This is a genomic window from Sporocytophaga myxococcoides DSM 11118, assembly GCF_000426725.1.
GTDB lineage: Bacteria > Bacteroidota > Bacteroidia > Cytophagales > Cytophagaceae > Sporocytophaga > Sporocytophaga myxococcoides.
This window is the reverse complement of sequence record NZ_AUFX01000005.1, coordinates 446,386-463,640: the sequence shown is the minus strand read 5'-3', so window position 1 is coordinate 463,640 and position 17,255 is coordinate 446,386. Positions and strand designations below refer to the sequence as shown.

Genomic DNA, 17,255 nt, shown 5'->3' with positions numbered 1-17,255 from the left:
TTTTAATGAACGATACTGAACGCATAAACTGTAAATGTACTTCCTATTAATCCCAGGCCAATAAGCAACATAAAAAAAGCTTTTTTACTTTTTTCCGTTGATGTGATAAGACTTATAGCACCCATCACCAGAGAAATCTGAAGAAACAGTGTAGCAAGATCAAAATAATCTCCTGCCCTTCCCAGAATTCGAAGGTGTTCTTCCCATTCTTTTACCCCTATCACCTGGCCTAGTTTTCCATTCAGTTCCTGCACCCAATTTTCTTTACCCACTGCATTTGACCCAAGTAGAATTTCTTTCTTCTCCTTAGAATATCTCTCCACCTCTTTATCAAGTCCTGCAACAACATTTTCAATTGCAGTTCTTTTATCCTCAACAATCACTCCTGACTTAAGTAATGACTTGAGCAACTCGCCTTGCCCCTCAGCCAATGATTCTTTAATACTTTTGGACTGATACCACATGTATGCAGAGCTTTTCTCATTAGTCTCAATAATTTCATCATCCCCGAATTTTCCTCCTCCCAGATCTGCAATAGCAAGTACTGCGGCAAATACAGCAAGTAACAAGCCACAGTATGTCTCAAGCCTGTTGCTCTTTTTTTCAGGTTCTTCCATTAAAATTCTATTATTAAAATATTGCGGATAAAAATAACTGAAGCCCTTCTGAAATTAGAAGAGCTTCGCTTTTAAAACTATTTCTTTAGTAACATTATAAAACTCTTCATGCACATTAAATGGCTCTTCACCTTCAGTGGCCTGATTGATATAAGTACCGTCATTTAACAACACATAGCTATTCACATTATCTTTGAGTGAATAATCCAGAATGCTGATTGTTTGTTGTTTCAATAATGGGTCTGCAATCAGGAACAGAGATTCTATTCTTCTTTCAAAACTTCTTACCATCATATCAGCACTACCGCCATAAACCTTTGAATCACCCGCATTATGAAAATAGTAGATCCTGGAATGCTCAAGGAAGTTTCCAACAATGGATTTAACAAAAATATTTTCACTAACACCTTCAGTACCTGGCCTAAGGCAACACATTCCTCTTACAATCAGTTTTATTGAAACTCCAGCTTGAGAAGCTAGATATAGAGCATCTATGGTTTCATCATCCTGCAAAGAATTGATTTTTATCACAATTCCACTAGGTAATCCATTCTTAGCATTTTCAGCCTCCTGATTAATAAGCTCAATAAGCTTTTTACGCATATTTCCTGGAGCGGTGATTAGATACTTATATTCAGAATGTACAGAATGTCCTGTTATAACATTAAAAAATTCATTGATATCATGAGCATAAACCTCATTGGTAGTAAGCAATCCGAGATCTGTATAGAACTTAGCTGTCTCTTCATTATAGTTACCACTCGACATATGCACATATCTTGTCACCTTCTCATTGTCCTCTTTGCGGACAATCATCATCAGCTTGGTATGTGTCTTATAATTACTGACTCCATATATCACAAAACAGCCAGCCTTCTGAAGTCTCTGAGCTTCCTTAATGTTATTTTCCTCATCAAATCTGGCCTTAACTTCAAACAGAACCGAAACGTGCTTACCGTTTTCAGCTGCTTTTAACAAAGCGTTAGTTATTCTTGACTCTTTGGCCAGTCTGTAAATAGTAATTTTGATAGAGAGTACATCCGGATCTTCAGCCGCTCTTTCTATCAGATCAATAACAGGTCTGACATTGTTATAAGGATGATGTAGCAGTACATCATGAAACTTCAGATATTCAAAAAGATCTTCATCCACTTCTTTCCCGAAGCTTATAGGCTTTACAGGGGCAGGAAGCGTCGGAAGCTTGTCTTTAAATCTTTTGTGATTGATAATATGCCAAAGACTGGTATAATCTATAAGATTGTCATTGACAAAAATATTAGACTCATCAATTTCCCAACGCTCAGTTAAGAGCTTCATCATCCATTGAGAATATTTTGGCTCTACTTCTACCCTTACAACCCTTGCTGTTCTTCTTGTCTTTAGCTTTCTCTTTATCTCATCAATAAATTGAGCTTCCATATCATCACTTTCTTCAAGTGAAAAATCCCCGTTTCTTGTAATACGGAATAGATTTACTGATAATATGTCAACGTTTCTGAACAGCTTATGAATTTGCCAGCGAATTATTTCCTCAATAGGAATAAAAATAATTTTCTCATCCCTTTCAATTTCAAAAAATCGAGGTAGGTTTTGAGGTATTTGAACAAAGGATAATTTTCTTTGATCAGAGGCACTTTCCTTATTTCTGGTAATGACACCAAAAATCAGGATTTTATTCATAAGAATTGGGAATGAATGGTAATTGTCATATACCATCGGGGTAAGCATCGGAAAGACAAGTTTCTTGAAATAAGAAATCACCTTTTCCTTTTCTTCCTCAAAAAGATCTTCGATTCCGGCTATTACAAATCCATTTTCTGAAAATAAAGGTTTTAGCTCTTTTCCATAATAAGCAACCTGATCCTTACAAAAATCCTGAACTTCACTGAGCAAAGTTTTTCTGAACGGAATCTCTCTCAGGCCAGAATAGTCAACTCTTTCCTTTCCGTAGTCTATGTAGTTATAGAGACTTCCAACCCTGATCATAAAAAATTCATCAAGATTGGAAGAGGTTATTGCCAGAAATTTTAGTCTCTCAAAGATAGTACGATTGGATTTCTTAGCCTGGTCTAAAACTCTGTAATTGAATTTCATCCAGCTAAGATCTCTGCTGATGTATTTACTATTGGTAATTACCGGGGTCTGTTGCAGTAACATTGAAATATGTCTTCTATACCTGTTAAGTTTATTTTTTACCGCCTCAACAGATTTGAACCCTCCCAGGAGCTTTCTTATTTTCACTTTCAATGATTAGAGGTATGCATAATGAAATGCAATTTATAAACCTTCCTCGATATAAAAATAATATATCTCCGGAAAAAGTTTAAAATTACCTGAGTACCATCGGTATATTTTAGATGTCCAGTTTTGCGTATTTTGCGTTTTTCTCAATGAATTCGCGGCGAGGCGCTACTTCATCTCCCATCAGCATCGAAAACAGGTGATCAGCTTCCGCAGCAGACTCAATAGATACTTTCTTTAAACTTCTTCTCTCCGGATCCATTGTTGTTGTCCACAACTGTTCCGGGTTCATCTCTCCGAGACCTTTATATCTCTGTATGTTTACAGAGTCTTCTTTTCCTTCTTTAGCAATTTCCTTTATTGCCATATCACGTTGGTCCTCTGTCCAGCAATATCTTTCCTCTTTTCCTTTTTTAACAAGATAAAGCGGAGGAAGTGCAATATATAGATAACCATTTTCTATCAGCTTCTTCATATATCTGAAGAAGAAAGTAAGAATAAGTGTTCTGATGTGACTACCGTCAATATCAGCATCGGTCATGATAATGATCTTGTGGTATCTTAACTTTTCAAGATTCAGTGCTTTATCATCTTCAGGAGTTCCGAAGCTTACACCTAACGCTGTGATGATATTTTTAATCTCATCGTTTTCGTAAATCCTGTGTTCCTGAGCTTTTTCTACATTAAGAATCTTACCTCTCAACGGTAGAATTGCCTGGAATTTTCTGTCTCTTCCCTGTTTTGCAGATCCACCTGCAGAATCCCCCTCTACGAGGTAAACTTCACAAAGTGAAGGATCTGACTCTGAGCAGTCTGCTAGTTTACCAGGCAAACCAGTTCCGGAAAGAACGTTCTTTCTCTGAACCATTTCCCTTGCTTTCTTAGCCGCTAATCTGGCCTGAGCAGCAAGTACTACTTTTGCAACTATTGCTTTAGCCTCTTTCGGGTGTTCTTCCAGATAAGTAGTAAGCATATCTCCCACTACCACATCTACAGCTCCCATCACGTCGGAGTTTCCTAACTTTGTTTTTGTCTGACCTTCAAATTGAGGTTCAGCCACCTTCACTGAAACAATTGCTGTTAGGCCTTCTCTAAAATCATCTCCACTAATTTCTATCTTCAGCTTCTCCAGCATTCCTGATTTTTCAGCATAGGCCTTCAACGTCCTGGTTAAAGCACGTCTGAAACCGGCAACGTGTGTACCTCCCTCTATTGTATTGATATTATTGACGTAAGAAAATACGTTTTCAGTATAAGAGGTGTTGTACTGCATTGCAACCTCAACAGGAATAGGCCCTTTGTCACTCTCCATATAAAGAGGATCAGGAATAAGTTTCTCCCTTGTTGAATCAAGATACTGAACAAACTCTCTCAGACCACCTTGTGAATAAAAAGTTTCAGTAATTGAAGTCCCGTCTTCTGCCTTTGTTCTGACATCTGTAAGGTGAATTGTAATTCCTTTATTAAGGAATGCTAATTCTCTCAAACGGGTTGCAACTGTTTCGTATTTATATTCCTTTGCTGTAAAAATGGTATCATCCGGAACGAAATGAACAGTTGTCCCTGTTTTTTCGCTTTCTCCTACCACTTTAACTGGATACAAAGGAGCTCCTTTGGAATATTCTTGCTCGAAGATTTTTCCCTCTCTCTCGACTGTTACCTTTAAATGAATAGACAGCGCATTTACGCAGGAAACACCCACACCGTGAAGACCTCCGGAAACCTTATAGGTATCTTTATCGAACTTTCCTCCCGCATGCAATACTGTCATTACAACTTCAAGAGCAGATCTGTTTTCTTTAGTGTGAATTCCTGTTGGAATACCACGACCGTTATCAGAAACAGTTATTGAATTATCCTCATTAATAGTGACATTTATCGTATCACAATAACCGGCCAGCGCTTCGTCAATGGAGTTATCTACTACTTCCCAGACAAGGTGATGGAGACCTTTTACGCCAATATCTCCGATATACATGGCCGGACGCTTTCTTACAGCTTCCAGGCCTTCCAGAACTTGAATGTTATCCGCTGAGTAATTGCTCACTTTATCAGTAATTTCGTTCATTATAGAAGGGTATTGTAAAGTGTAAATTTACAATTTTTAATTAGATTATTCGCCTTTATAAGGGAGGAATAGATAAATATTTATCAACAGGGCGAAATATCCTCGTAGTTGGCTCTTAAAATAAACAACGAACTATTAATCAGGACATTAATAAGTACCCACTGAGAGCATTACGAGTGTGCACCCCATGACAGGCTCTATATTATTTTTCTGTGCCAGCTCAATCAGTTCATCATTCTCTGTACCTGGATTAAATATTATCCTTTTGGGCTTCAGATTGATAATATATTCATAAAGATTAGTCTGATTCTGAGGACCTACATAAAGAGTGACAGTATCTATACCATCAATACTTGGCTTGTCATTCATAATAGGTTTTCCTGCAACTTCTCCTTTTTTAATTCCTACAGGAAATATTTCGTGACCGAATTTCACCAGCATATGAGCTGCTTTGTATGCAAATCTTGATGAATCGGGGGTAGCACCCAAAATGACAGTTCTTTTATTCATAATATTCAAAAATCAATGATTCTTAGCTCCATAAATTGCCGCCAGACTTTCTGCACATTTTTCTCCATCCATGGCAGCAGATACAATCCCTCCTGCATATCCGGCACCCTCACCACATGGGAACAATCTTTTAATCTGGATATGTTCCCTTTCTTCTTTTTTTCTTGGGATGGATACAGGTGACGACGTTCTGCTTTCAACACCTACTATCTGTGCTTCATTGGTCAGATACCCTCTCATTTTCTGACCAAAATCCTTAAAACCCTGTCTTAATCTCTGAACTATAAAAGCTGGCAACACCTCTCCCATTTCACAAGATCTTAATCCCGGTTGGTATGAAGTTTCAAGCAATGATGAAGATACTTTTTTCTGAACAAAATCTGCCAGACGTTGAGCAGGAGCTGCTTGTGTTTGGCCTCCCATTATCCAAGCTTGCCTTTCTACTTTCTTCTGAAATTCCAGTCCTGCCAATGGGCCAAACTTCTCAAATTCTCTGAACTCTTCTTTTTCGACAGAGACAACTATTCCGCTATTGGCAAACTTAGAATCTCGTCTGGATGGGGACATGCCGTTCACGACAATTTCTTCCTGAGCAGTAGCAGCTGGAACTATAAAACCGCCAGGACACATACAAAATGAAAATACCCCCCTCTGAACTCCTTGAAACGGGACCTGGCTCACCAGTGCATAACTTGCCGCCGGGAGATAGTCTCCTCTATTCTCACAATGATACTGGAGTGAATCTATAAGACTTTGCTGGTGCTCGACACGCACTCCTAGTGCAAATGGCTTAGCTTCAACTATAATTCCCTTATCTTGAAGAAGATAAAAAATATCTCTGGCTGAGTGACCTGTTGCAAGTATCACTCCTATTCCCGGTATACGCTCTCCGCTGTTTAAAACAATACCTTTCATCTCATCACCGTTAAGGATAAAATCCGTTACCTTTGAATCAAACCGTACTTCTCCTCCAGCTTCTATAACAGTTTCTCTAAGAGCCTGAACAACCATAGGCAGTTTATTGGTCCCTATGTGAGGATGAGCATCAACAAGTATCTCTTCAGTAGAACCATGTGCCACAAGGATTTCTAGGATGCGCCTTATATCTCCGCGTTTTCCGGACCGGGTGTAAAGTTTCCCGTCAGAATATGTCCCTGCACCACCTTCACCAAAACAATAATTGGACTCAGGATTAACAATATGATCTTTATTAATAGCTGCCAGATCTCGCCTTCTGCTACGAACATCCTTTCCTCTTTCAAGTACAATTGGCTTAATACCCAATTCAATAAGTCTGATAGCTGCGAAAAGCCCGGCGGGACCGGCCCCTACCACAATGGCCTGAGGCCTGTTATTCAGATTTGGAAACTCTTTCTTCCAAATAATTCGAGAACCAGGAGTTTCACCTACAAAAATTTCTGTTTGAAAATTGATCTTAATCTGTCTGCTTCTGGCATCTATAGAGCGTCTCAAATGCCTGAAAAGCACATTTTCGCCCGAAGAAATCCCGGCCTTTTTTAAAATTTCCTGATTCAATAAACCAGGATCTTCTGCTACCTGCACAGGCACAGTTAACTCTACTATTTTTCTCATCTGTAAGGTTTTTATCCTTAAAAGCCAGGAATCTCCTGATTATATTATATTACTTTATTTTAAGCTTTCAACTTAAAACTTATTACTTTTTCAAACTATATCCAATGTTTACTCCGAAACGGAAAGGAATTGATACGCCGGTTCCTTTTATACTTAAAAAATCCTTTTCATAATTTTCAACAGAAGGGTCCCAGTTTCTTGAGATGAATCTGTAACCAACTCCTAGGCCAGCAAATACATCTACAGTCCAACCTTTTTTCTTTGCATCTTTGGACAACCTGTCCCCAAAAATTATGGAATATTCCACAATGCTTTGAGACATAGTCAAGCCTTTGGAATGGGTACCTCCTAAGAATCCGTTTTTATTAACAGTATTATCCAATTTTGTATACCTTATTTCATGACCGAAATAAAACATGCCGTTATCTTTATCTCGGTTATAAAATTTCTGCCTCAGGTAAAAAGCATTTCCTCTTTTATATAATTCATCATAGCCATGCGTACTCTTAAAAAAAGGATCTCTAATTAAAACATAACCCAATTCATACCCCAACCTTTCCTGGAAATAATATTCAACCGAAAATGGCACCGCACTTGGTTGACTGCTGATAATCGACTTTTTCGCAATTCCCAAAGGACCGAAAGCTAAGATAAAACCCTGGTATTCATTTACTTTTTTTACAAAATAGCGAGGTATCTTTCTTTTGCGAATCCATGGAGGCATCTTTGAAATAAGTCCTGACTTATTATTTTTATTAAGAGAGTCTTTAATCTCCCGAAATACTGGGGAATCATTTTCGTAATAAGTACGATATAATCCTGCCAGATCTCCGTTTTCCTTGAATAATTTCCATACTCCCACCTTATTTCCATCAACAATCTTTCCCTCCATTTTTGGAGTTCCTGATTCATAAAATCCTGTGTAAGTCCCCTCTCCCTGATTATAAAAGCAACTTCCTTCCAGCTTTCCGTTTTCGTAATAATATTTCCATAGTCCCTCGCTTTTATCATTTTTAACCTGCCCTTCTATTTTCAGCTTACCATTTTCATAATATTCCTTATACGAACCTTCCCCCTTAACAAAATTTCCTTCCCCTTTAAAATTCCCATTATTATAGTAAAGTTTCCAATAACCATCTCTTTTTCCTTCTTTCTGGTCTCCTTCAGAACTTAGAGCACCATCTTCATAAAAATATTTCCATTTTCCCTCAGGAAGGCCTTTTTCAAACACTCCTTCGCTGGAAACCTTTCCATTTTTATGGTAAAATTTCCACATTCCCTCTTTCTGTCCATTTTTTTCAGATCCTTCAGACTTTATTGATCCATCTTCATAATAATATTTCCACAAACCGTTGCTCTTGCCATTCGCAATTTCACCTTTACTCTTGATAGTTCCGTCAGGATAAAACTCCATAAAATTCCCCTTATCATCCTGGAAATAAGCCGTACCCTTATTTTTAGAATCTTCATAATAATACTTCCAAGGGCCGTTTTTTAGATTTTTACGGTAAAGTCCTTCCGATTTAATATTGCCACTTTCATAGTAAAATATCCACTGGCCCTCGCGCAGATCTTTAATGACTTCACCTTCCATATTAATTCCGCCATTTTCATAATAATAGGTCCAGTAACCTTGACTAATATTATCTCTCAGTTCTCCTTTCATTTTAGGATTACCATTCTCATAAAAATATTCCCAGATTCCGTTGGCCTTTCCATTAGTATAATGACCACGTGATTTTATTCCACCATTCTGGTAATAAGAGATATAAAGACTGTCAAGGACTGCTGTATTGGACGATTTCACAAAATAATCTTCCTTCAAAAGTGTTTTTTTCTGGTCATACCAGTTTTGTACCTGAATATGTTGACCATGTAGGTGAGGAATAAAAAAAATAAACGTTAAGAAAAATAGAATATAATATTTCACAAACTACTTTTTTAAGCTTAAACGCAAAAGCAAGCCTGAATTACATATGACAATTCAGGCTTCAATTATTTTAAATCAAATGTGCAAATACTTCTGTTTCCACCCAGGTTTTTCCCCAATCCTGCAGTTCCTGCTCAGACCAGAGCGATGGAAAAAATATCTGCTTTTGAAATCTCGGAGGTAGATATTTCTGCCAATTTGTCCCCCCCGTAGATGGTACAATCTGTTTTGACCTTATCAAATAGCTAACTGCATATTTGTAGTGAGCCAGAGGCCAATTGATATTTGCATAGGTGTCATATTTCCTCATTGCAGATATCAGCTTTTCATCTTCCTGGGCATCAAAAGGTAACCGCTTAAATATGGACCAAAGATTTGTAGAAACACAATCATTGGCGAGTCTGATTAATACCTCACTGTATTTTTCTTCGAATTGCTTTAGGGTCAGAGTCTTTTTGCCAGTGGTTACATCTATAGCTCCTTTTTTCCAATAGATCTTTTCAAACATCTGATCTATGGTCGAATAATCATGAAAATCGTCTCTATGATCTTTGCTCACAAGATTGATAAAATCTGTCGATGCAATCTCTGTCATTCTATATTGCACGGACTGAAAACCACTTGCAGGATGCAAAGCAGTTCTGAATTTCAGAAACTGTTCCTGTTCCATTCCAACAGAAATAATATCAAATGACTGTATCAATTGCCCAAAAAACCAATTAACTCTGTTTAAACGATGAAAAAATGAGTCTTTGTCAATGAATTCCTGTTTTCTGATATTATTGATCTCATGCAAGACCATTTTGAAATACAGCTCAGTTATCTGATGATAAATAATGAACATCAGTTCATCTGAGAATTCTGTCTTTGGTACCTGAAGATTCAGTAATGCGTCAAGATGAATGTAATCCCAGTAATTGAGGTATTTAGAATTAAGAAGACCTTCCAGGTGCACTGTCAGATCCTGCCCTTCTTTGGCATATTTATCTTCCAGTAGTTTTAAAAGTTCTTGTATTTTGGTTTCTTTTTCAGGATTCTGCATCTTAGGAACATTAAATGCGTTAGTAGGTTGTAAATTTGATCATTTAATTTTTTTAAAACAATAACCTTTCATGCCAAGAACAGATTTTCATTCGCCTGACTATTATCAAATAGATGATCTTTTAACTGACGAGCAGAAGCTTGTGCGAGGAGCGATCAGAGATTTTGTAAACAGGGAAATTATGCCCATCATTGAGGATTGTGCACAGAAAGCTTATTTTCCTGAATCCATTGTGAAAAAATTCGGTGAAGTTGGTGCTTTCGGCCCCACAATACCTCAGGAATATGGCGGCGGCGGACTCGATTATATTTCTTACGGATTAATGATGCAGGAGATAGAAAGAGGTGATTCCGGAATGCGCAGTACAGCTTCTGTTCAGGGTTCATTAGTAATGTTTCCAATCTTTAAATATGGCTCTGAAGAACAAAAGAAGAAGTATCTTCCAAAACTTGCATCAGGAGAATTTCTTGGATGCTTTGGACTTACAGAACCTGATCATGGATCTAACCCTTCTGCAATGGTTACCAATTTTAAGGACATGGGAGATCATTATCTACTAAATGGAGCTAAAATGTGGATTACTAACTCTCCCAAAGCTGATATTGCTGTCGTTTGGGCTAAGAACGAGGAAGGCAGGATAAGAGGCCTCATTGTGGAAAGAGGTATGGAAGGATTTACTACTCCGGAAACCCATCATAAATGGTCATTGCGGGCAAGTATTACCGGAGAGCTTGTTTTCGATAATGTAAAAGTACCAAAATCAAATCTATTACCTCATGCTGATGGCTTAAGCGGTCCTCTCAGATGTCTTGATTCTGCAAGATATGGCATTGCCTGGGGAGCAATAGGCGCAGCAATGGATTGCTATGAAACAGCTAGAAAATATGCAATTGAAAGACATCAGTTTGGTAAGCCTATTGCAGGCTTTCAGCTGACACAGAAAAAACTAGCTGAAATGATTACAGAAATCACCAAGGCACAACTACTGGCATGGAGACTAGGCACATTAAAAAATGAAGGCAAAGCAACGACTCCGCAAATCAGTATGGCCAAAAGGAATAATGTACACATGGCAGTGACAATTGCACGGGAGGCTAGACAAATTCTTGGAGGCATGGGCATAACTGGAGAGTTCCCGATCATGCGCCATATGATGAATCTTGAATCCGTTCTAACTTATGAAGGAACTCATGATATTCATCTACTCATTACAGGTAGTGACATTACAGGCATTTCTGCTTTTAAATAATATAATATGAGAACTATCGCACTTATACTGCTACTACTGGTTATACTGGTAGTGGCAGTTCTGCTTTTTAATACGTTCACTTTAAAAAGCATGCAACCCCAAAATATAAAACAAGCCAGGCTTTACTCCGACACATCGGCTCTGAGCAGATTAAGTAAGGGGCTGCAGGTTCAAACAGTGTCATATGAAAATGATAAGACCGATACTTCTAAGTTTCTTGAGTTTCACCAATTTCTTGAACAGAACTTTCCTTTAGTACATAGTAGACTAAAGAAAGAAAATCACGGACTTAGTCTGCTGTTTCAGTGGGAAGGTAAAGACAAACAGCTTGCCCCTATACTTCTTATGGCTCACCAGGATGTAGTGCCACCCAGCGGTGACTGGGAAAAAGAGCCTTTTTCCGGAGACTTACACGATGGATACATTTATGGACGGGGAACACTGGATGATAAAGGTGCTTTGCTTGCAATCCTAGAATCTGTCGAATCGCTTCTGAAAGAAAACTATCAGCCTAAAAGATCCATCTATTTTGCATTCGGTCATGATGAAGAACTAGGTGGTGATAATGGAAACAAGAAGATGGCTGAAGTACTTAAAAGTCGTGGGATCACTTTTGAATATGTTTTGGATGAAGGAGGAACAATCATTCATGGCATCATGCCAGGCGTAAAAGCTCCAGTAGCTGTGATAGGCATTGCGGAAAAGGGTTATCTTAGTATTGAACTTTCTATTGAAACAGACGGCGGCCATAGCTCTATGCCACCTGCTCAAACTTCTGTTGGATTATTAAGTGCAGCGATAGCAGAACTTCAGAAGCATCCTTTTCCTGCGAAAATTGCTGGTGCTACAGAACAGCTATTTAAGTTCACAGCTCCTGAAATGGAATATCCTATGAAGATTGTTTTTGCTAATTACAAATTGCTGAAGCCGGTTATCACAAGTCAAATGGGTAAAACTGAAAGTACCAATGCTTCTGTTAGGACCACCATGGCACCAACGATATTCAATGCGGGTACAAAGGAAAATGTACTTCCCATGAAAGCAAGAGCTGTAGTAAATCTGAGAACACTTCCCGGAGATACACTTCAGTATATAGTTGATTACATTACCAAAACTATTAATAATCCAGCTATAGAACTCAAAGTCCTTCCGGATCAAATTGAAGCTTCGGAGATTTCTGATCCTCATAATGAAGCTTTCAAATTAATCAGTAAATCAGTTTCGGAAGTATTTCCAATGGCAGTAGTTTCTCCATACTTAATGCTGGCTACTACAGATTCGAAGCATTACAGGAGCATTAGTAAAAACATCTACAGATTTAATCCGTGGGATCTTCAGAAAGACGATCTTAAAAGAATACACGGAAATAACGAGAGAATAAGTACTAAAAATTATATGGAAGCTATTACCTTTTACAGACTGATGTTGGAAAGAAATTAAAAAAATATGATTTATTGTAAATAAATAACCCACTCAAAGCAGTGGGTTATTCATTTTCTTTAGAATATAATTTATTACTCTACAACTTCTCCCTCAATAGTCAGCGTTTCCATCCCTCCTTCTTCATTATAATATACAGTTACAGTTTTAGAAAAGGATCCAAGTTTAGAAGCATTATACTGAGCTTTCACTTGCCCGGATTTTCCCGGTCCCACTGGCTCTTTGGTAAATTCAGCAACCGTGCAGGAACAAGAAGCCTTAACATCACTTACAATAAGTGGACTGGTTCCATTGTTTGTAAATCGAAAAGTAGCTGTGCTGGGGTTGTTAAGTTTTATCTTCCCTAAGTTGATCACCTTTTGATCCCACTTCATATGAGATATCTCAAGGATAATTGCTGGCTCTTCTTTATACTGACCCTGGGTCAGATTTACAGAGCACAATAATATGCAGGCAAAAAATACTTTTTTCATAAGTTTTATTTTTATGTAAATATCTCGCTTTACACCTAATACACTTGTTATTAAAATCTTAACAATTGTTAATGATTTGTTAAATTTTAATTAATGATTAAGAAATTAATTATTTTCGGTAATGAGCAGGAATACAATAAGACTTATATTAATTGTCGGTACCTTATCTATCATAGGAATTTTACTTATACAAGCGTATTGGGTAATCAAAAACTATGAATTAAAAGAGAAGGAATTTGACCTGACGGTGAGGTTAAGTTTAAAAAATGTTGCAGAAAATATCCTTAAGTACAATCACAATACCTCTCCCCTTGTTGATCCTGTTTTAGAAATAAGTCCCGATTTTTTTACCGTTAAAGTAAACGACAAAATAGATTCTAATCTCCTGGGAGGTTTGTTAAGAAACGAATTTCTAAAAGAGGGAATAAAAACCGATATATTTTATTCCATATATGATTGTATGGGAAAAAGGATTGACGGAAAGGGAATGGTCTGCTTTGACAGTACTTCGGAATGTTCAGCGACAATGACGGGAAATTTACCAAAGTGGAACTACGACAACTTTTATTTCAGTGTTTATTTTCCTGAAAGAGAAAAAGTTCTCTTTTCCGGTATGAAGCTGTGGCTGTATTCAACCATCATTCTCATAGTTGTAATTATATTCTTTGCATATGTTTTGTTTGTGGTATTTCAACAAAAAAGACTGTCAGAGATTCAAAAAGATTTTATCAATAACATGACTCATGAGTTTCGAACACCACTATCAACTATACTGATATCTTGTGAAGTTTTAAAGGATAGCAAAATTGTAGACAACCCACAAAGGCTTAACAGCTATGCGGCCATCATTGAAAGTCAGGCTCACAGGCTTAATCAGCATGTAGAAAGGGTGCTTCAGATGGCCAAAATAGATAAAGGCAGCATTCCGCTGAAGCATGAACAAGTTAATATTCACGATTTGATTCATGAAGCCTTGTCTAAAATAAGTTCTTCCGGAAATATTAATGACCCTACTATTGAGTGTAATTTTTTAGCTAAAGATCCCATCTTTATAGGTGATAGACTGCACTTGCTTAATATAGTTTTTAACCTGCTTGATAACGCAGTTAAGTACTGTGAAAAGGATCCTAAGGTGATTGTGACTACCGAAGAAAATAATTCAGGCATCATAATTCGACTGGCAGATAATGGTATTGGTATAGCGCTAGAGTATCAAAAAAAGATCTTTGAAAAATTTTTCAGAGTGCCTAATGGAAATGTGCACAATGTAAAGGGATTTGGGCTTGGACTTAATTACGTCAAAAACATTGTGAAAGCCCATAATGGTCAGATTGAATTGAAAAGTCAGATTGAGAAAGGCAGTGTTTTTACGGTTACTCTTCCCAGAAATAAATGAAACTAAGAATCTTATTTGCAGAAGATGATGACTGCTTTGCCTTTGTTTTAAAGGATCATCTGGAATTAAATGGCTATGAAGTTGTACATGTTTCCAATGGTGAAAATGCACTTAAGCTTTTTAAAAGGGAAAAGTTTGATCTGTGTCTTCTTGATGTTATGATGCCTGCTATTGATGGCTTTACAGTTGCCAAAGAAATAAGAATGCTGAATAAAGCCATCCCTGTTCTTTTTATCAGTGCAAAGTCTATGAAAGAAGACCGACTCCAGGGCTTCAAAACCGGTGGAGATGATTTTATTACGAAACCATTCAGTGTAGAGGAGCTCCTAATGAGGATTGCTGTATTCCTCAGACGTTCAGGCTTATCGGATGTCGAGCCTTTTTATAAATTCGGACTATTTACTTTTGATTACAAAAATCTTAAGCTTACTTCTCCAAAAGAAATTTATACGCTCACACAAAAGGAAGGTGATATACTTCGATTCTTTTGTACCCATCAAAATCAATTGATCAAAAGAGAAGAGATGCTGAAAGAAATCTGGGGAGATGATGATTATTTTATGGGAAGAAGTATGGATGTTTTTATTGCTAAACTAAGAAAGTACCTTAAAGAAGATACGACCATATGCATTCGCAATGTGCATGGTGTGGGGTTTCAGTTTGTGGTTTAAAAATTTGTTATGTGATCGTTCTTTCATCCAGATACCTTATATTAAGGTGTAACAAATCTTGCCAGTAAAGAAGCCATTCTTCCATTTAATAAATTCCTCTTGCCTTTAATATGGTTTGTTGCTTGAGTTTAAATAAATCTTCAACGTAATTTCCATAGACAGCAATTGCTCTGTCATTTTTAATTTCAAAATACGGTTTTGGATACCATCTTTTTATTTCATTATTGCTAAGATTAGAAACGGGAAATGAAACTTCATTTTTAAATTGGATTTTCTCCGGCTTAACTGTAATGCTGTCTTTATATGCATGATTATAGTCATTCGTTGAATATGGACTTGCCCATTTTCCGCTTGGAGTTAAATACAAGTCATAGTATTGATATTTTTCATGATATAACTTTCCATCATTATATGAAACAAACAATAACACAGTTTGATACTTTGAGAAACGGGGAAAACCATAATGATCAAAAACAGTAAACTCTATTGTATCCCTTTTAAAATTACCATGCACAAGCCTTAAGATTTTATATTTCGCTATGTACATGTTGTCCATTGAAATATGTCTGGAAAAAATTGTGTCAATTCCTTTTATTAATGTATCCACATTTAATTTTTCCTCTTCAGGAGAATATTTAACCTCGATTTTCTCCCCAATAAAAACCAGTAAATTGTCAGGACGATTTTGACTTTTGGCATAATTAAAGATTAAGATTATGACCAATAGTGTTAAAATTGTCTTTTTCATAAGATAAAAATTATCAAGCTTTTGTACATAATTAATATAGCCTCGAATATCGAGGCTATTTTAATCATATATCAAATTTAACTTTATCTCTACTCCTTACTCACCTTCGCCTTTATAGTCAAAGTCTGATTCGAGCCTTGAGGGTCGTTACTGTATATCGTTACCGTTTTAGTCTCTGCACCTTCCCTACCTGCTGAGTTAAATGTAACTTTAATCTTGCTTTTCTCTCCTGGTTTCAAAAGTGTCTTTTCCGGAGTTCCGGCAGTGCATCCACAGCTTGCTTTTACTTTGCGGATGATGAGATCTTGCTTACCAGTATTTGTAAATTCAAATTCTGTTTCTGATATAGAACCAGCTTTAACAGGACCAAAATCATGAACGGTTTTATCAAACGATAATCTTGGAGCCTGAGACAATTGCTCCGGATTCATTGGAGGGAAATACTCATTGATAGTTGCCACTACGTTTATATTCTTTCTTCCACCCTTCTTATCATTGGAAACAAGAGTAAAATTATCATTAACATACCCAAAATCATTTTTCGCTTTAGCATCATAAGTGATCTTAATAACACCCTTATGCTTTGGCTGAAGTGTAGCAGGTTCTACAGAAACTTTCATATGTTTAGGTACCGACTGAGCTGCTTGAAAAGTAACAGGAGTTTCTCCATCATTATAAATTCCGAACTCCCTTACTACAGGTTCCTTTGTTGTCAGACCTCCCAGATTCAAATACCTTGAAGTGACTCTAAGGCTACCAAGTGTGTCAGGAAATTCATCTGTCGGAGTTTTAGGTTTTGGAATTACTGTTCCTTTTATGAATACTACATTGGTCGCAGGCTCCGTATTAGCTGTTATTGTTAATGATTTATTGAAAGCACCTGGTCTGTTTGTAGGATCAAACTGAGCTTTGATCACACCTGTTTGCCCAGGCATAACAGGCTCCTTTGTCCAGGCAGGCGTAGTACATCCGCAGGATGCTCTTACTTCGCTGACCACAAGAGGTGCAGATCCTTTGTTGGTAAATTTAAATTCATGAGAAACGGGCCCTTTTTCTTCATTGATTGAACCGAAATCAAAGGTTGTTTCTTCAAACTGAAGTACCCCCGTTTGAGCGAAAAGCTGAAACGTAAGGAAAATTAAAAATGTAAAAATGACAGTTATTCGTACCATATAATTTATTCTATACAAAAATTGAAATTGCTAATTTAATTAATCAAATGAAAACACATCTATTCTGAATTCATTTGTTTTACTCTAATGATAAAATTTTGAAGG

Annotated in this window: 14 protein-coding genes; 4 read left to right on the top strand and 10 right to left on the bottom strand. The window is 37.1% G+C overall.

The genetic code is table 11. The features are described from left to right. Window positions 1–2: 2 nt before the first annotated feature. From K350_RS0107955 to K350_RS0107925, 7 genes are all read right to left on the bottom strand, one after another. Window positions 3–617 carry a DUF4337 domain-containing protein gene (locus tag K350_RS0107955; protein WP_028979454.1) on the bottom strand — a complete coding sequence of 205 codons (615 nt, stop codon included), beginning with the start codon at window positions 615–617 and terminating at the stop codon, window positions 3–5. A gap of 54 nt (window positions 618–671) precedes the next feature. Beyond that, complete coding sequence (ppk1, locus tag K350_RS0107950; RefSeq protein ID WP_028979453.1) at window positions 672–2,774, bottom strand: polyphosphate kinase 1; 2,103 nt, start codon at window positions 2,772–2,774, stop codon at window positions 672–674. A gap of 196 nt (window positions 2,775–2,970) precedes the next feature. Continuing rightward, entirely contained in the window at window positions 2,971–4,926 is a 1,956-nt protein-coding gene (gyrB, locus tag K350_RS0107945) for a DNA topoisomerase (ATP-hydrolyzing) subunit B (protein WP_028979452.1), read from the bottom strand. Window positions 4,927–5,073: 147 nt separating this feature from the next. Next, complete coding sequence (locus K350_RS0107940) at window positions 5,074–5,436, bottom strand: CoA-binding protein (RefSeq protein ID WP_028979451.1); 363 nt, start codon at window positions 5,434–5,436, stop codon at window positions 5,074–5,076. A 12-nt stretch (window positions 5,437–5,448) separates the two neighbouring features. After that, on the bottom strand, window positions 5,449–7,029 hold the full coding sequence (locus tag K350_RS0107935) for an NAD(P)/FAD-dependent oxidoreductase (protein ID WP_028979450.1): 1,581 nt from the start codon (window positions 7,027–7,029) through the stop codon (window positions 5,449–5,451). An 82-nt stretch (window positions 7,030–7,111) separates the two neighbouring features. Next, window positions 7,112–8,959: a toxin-antitoxin system YwqK family antitoxin gene (locus K350_RS0107930; protein ID WP_028979449.1), complete on the bottom strand. Its 1,848-nt coding sequence runs from the start codon at window positions 8,957–8,959 to the stop codon at window positions 7,112–7,114. A 70-nt stretch (window positions 8,960–9,029) separates the two neighbouring features. Beyond that, window positions 9,030–10,001, bottom strand: a complete 972-nt coding sequence (locus K350_RS0107925; protein ID WP_028979448.1) for a tryptophan 2,3-dioxygenase family protein — start codon at window positions 9,999–10,001, stop codon at window positions 9,030–9,032. A gap of 70 nt (window positions 10,002–10,071) precedes the next feature. Here K350_RS0107925 and K350_RS0107920 point away from each other — a divergent pair, with 70 nt between their 5' ends. After that, on the top strand, window positions 10,072–11,250 hold the full coding sequence (locus K350_RS0107920) for an acyl-CoA dehydrogenase family protein (RefSeq protein ID WP_028979447.1): 1,179 nt from the start codon (window positions 10,072–10,074) through the stop codon (window positions 11,248–11,250). Between the two features lie 6 nt (window positions 11,251–11,256). Beyond that, window positions 11,257–12,690 carry a M20 family peptidase gene (locus K350_RS0107915; protein WP_028979446.1) on the top strand — a complete coding sequence of 478 codons (1,434 nt, stop codon included), beginning with the start codon at window positions 11,257–11,259 and terminating at the stop codon, window positions 12,688–12,690. Between the two features lie 74 nt (window positions 12,691–12,764). Here the strand turns inward: K350_RS0107915 and K350_RS0107910 are convergent, their stop codons facing one another. Beyond that, window positions 12,765–13,163 (bottom strand): DUF1573 domain-containing protein, encoded by a 399-nt coding sequence (locus K350_RS0107910; RefSeq protein WP_028979445.1) that lies wholly within the window; start codon window positions 13,161–13,163, stop codon window positions 12,765–12,767. Between the two features lie 121 nt (window positions 13,164–13,284). Between K350_RS0107910 and K350_RS0107905 the strand changes: the two genes are divergently transcribed. Both K350_RS0107905 and K350_RS0107900 read left to right on the top strand, forming a co-directional pair. Beyond that, window positions 13,285–14,559, top strand: a complete 1,275-nt coding sequence (locus K350_RS0107905; protein ID WP_028979444.1) for a sensor histidine kinase — start codon at window positions 13,285–13,287, stop codon at window positions 14,557–14,559. Further along, the gene (locus K350_RS0107900) at window positions 14,556–15,230 is read left to right on the top strand and encodes a response regulator transcription factor (protein ID WP_028979443.1); all 675 of its coding nucleotides are present in this window, start codon (window positions 14,556–14,558) and stop codon (window positions 15,228–15,230) included. The genes K350_RS0107905 and K350_RS0107900 overlap by 4 nt, the downstream gene beginning before the upstream one ends. A gap of 85 nt (window positions 15,231–15,315) precedes the next feature. Here K350_RS0107900 and K350_RS0107895 read toward each other — a convergent pair whose 3' ends face one another. Next, window positions 15,316–15,978 (bottom strand): hypothetical protein, encoded by a 663-nt coding sequence (locus K350_RS0107895; RefSeq protein ID WP_028979442.1) that lies wholly within the window; start codon window positions 15,976–15,978, stop codon window positions 15,316–15,318. 89 nt (window positions 15,979–16,067) lie between these two features. Further along, the gene (locus tag K350_RS27930; protein ID WP_051312966.1) at window positions 16,068–17,150 is read right to left on the bottom strand and encodes a DUF1573 domain-containing protein; all 1,083 of its coding nucleotides are present in this window, start codon (window positions 17,148–17,150) and stop codon (window positions 16,068–16,070) included. Window positions 17,151–17,255: the final 105 nt, after the last annotated feature.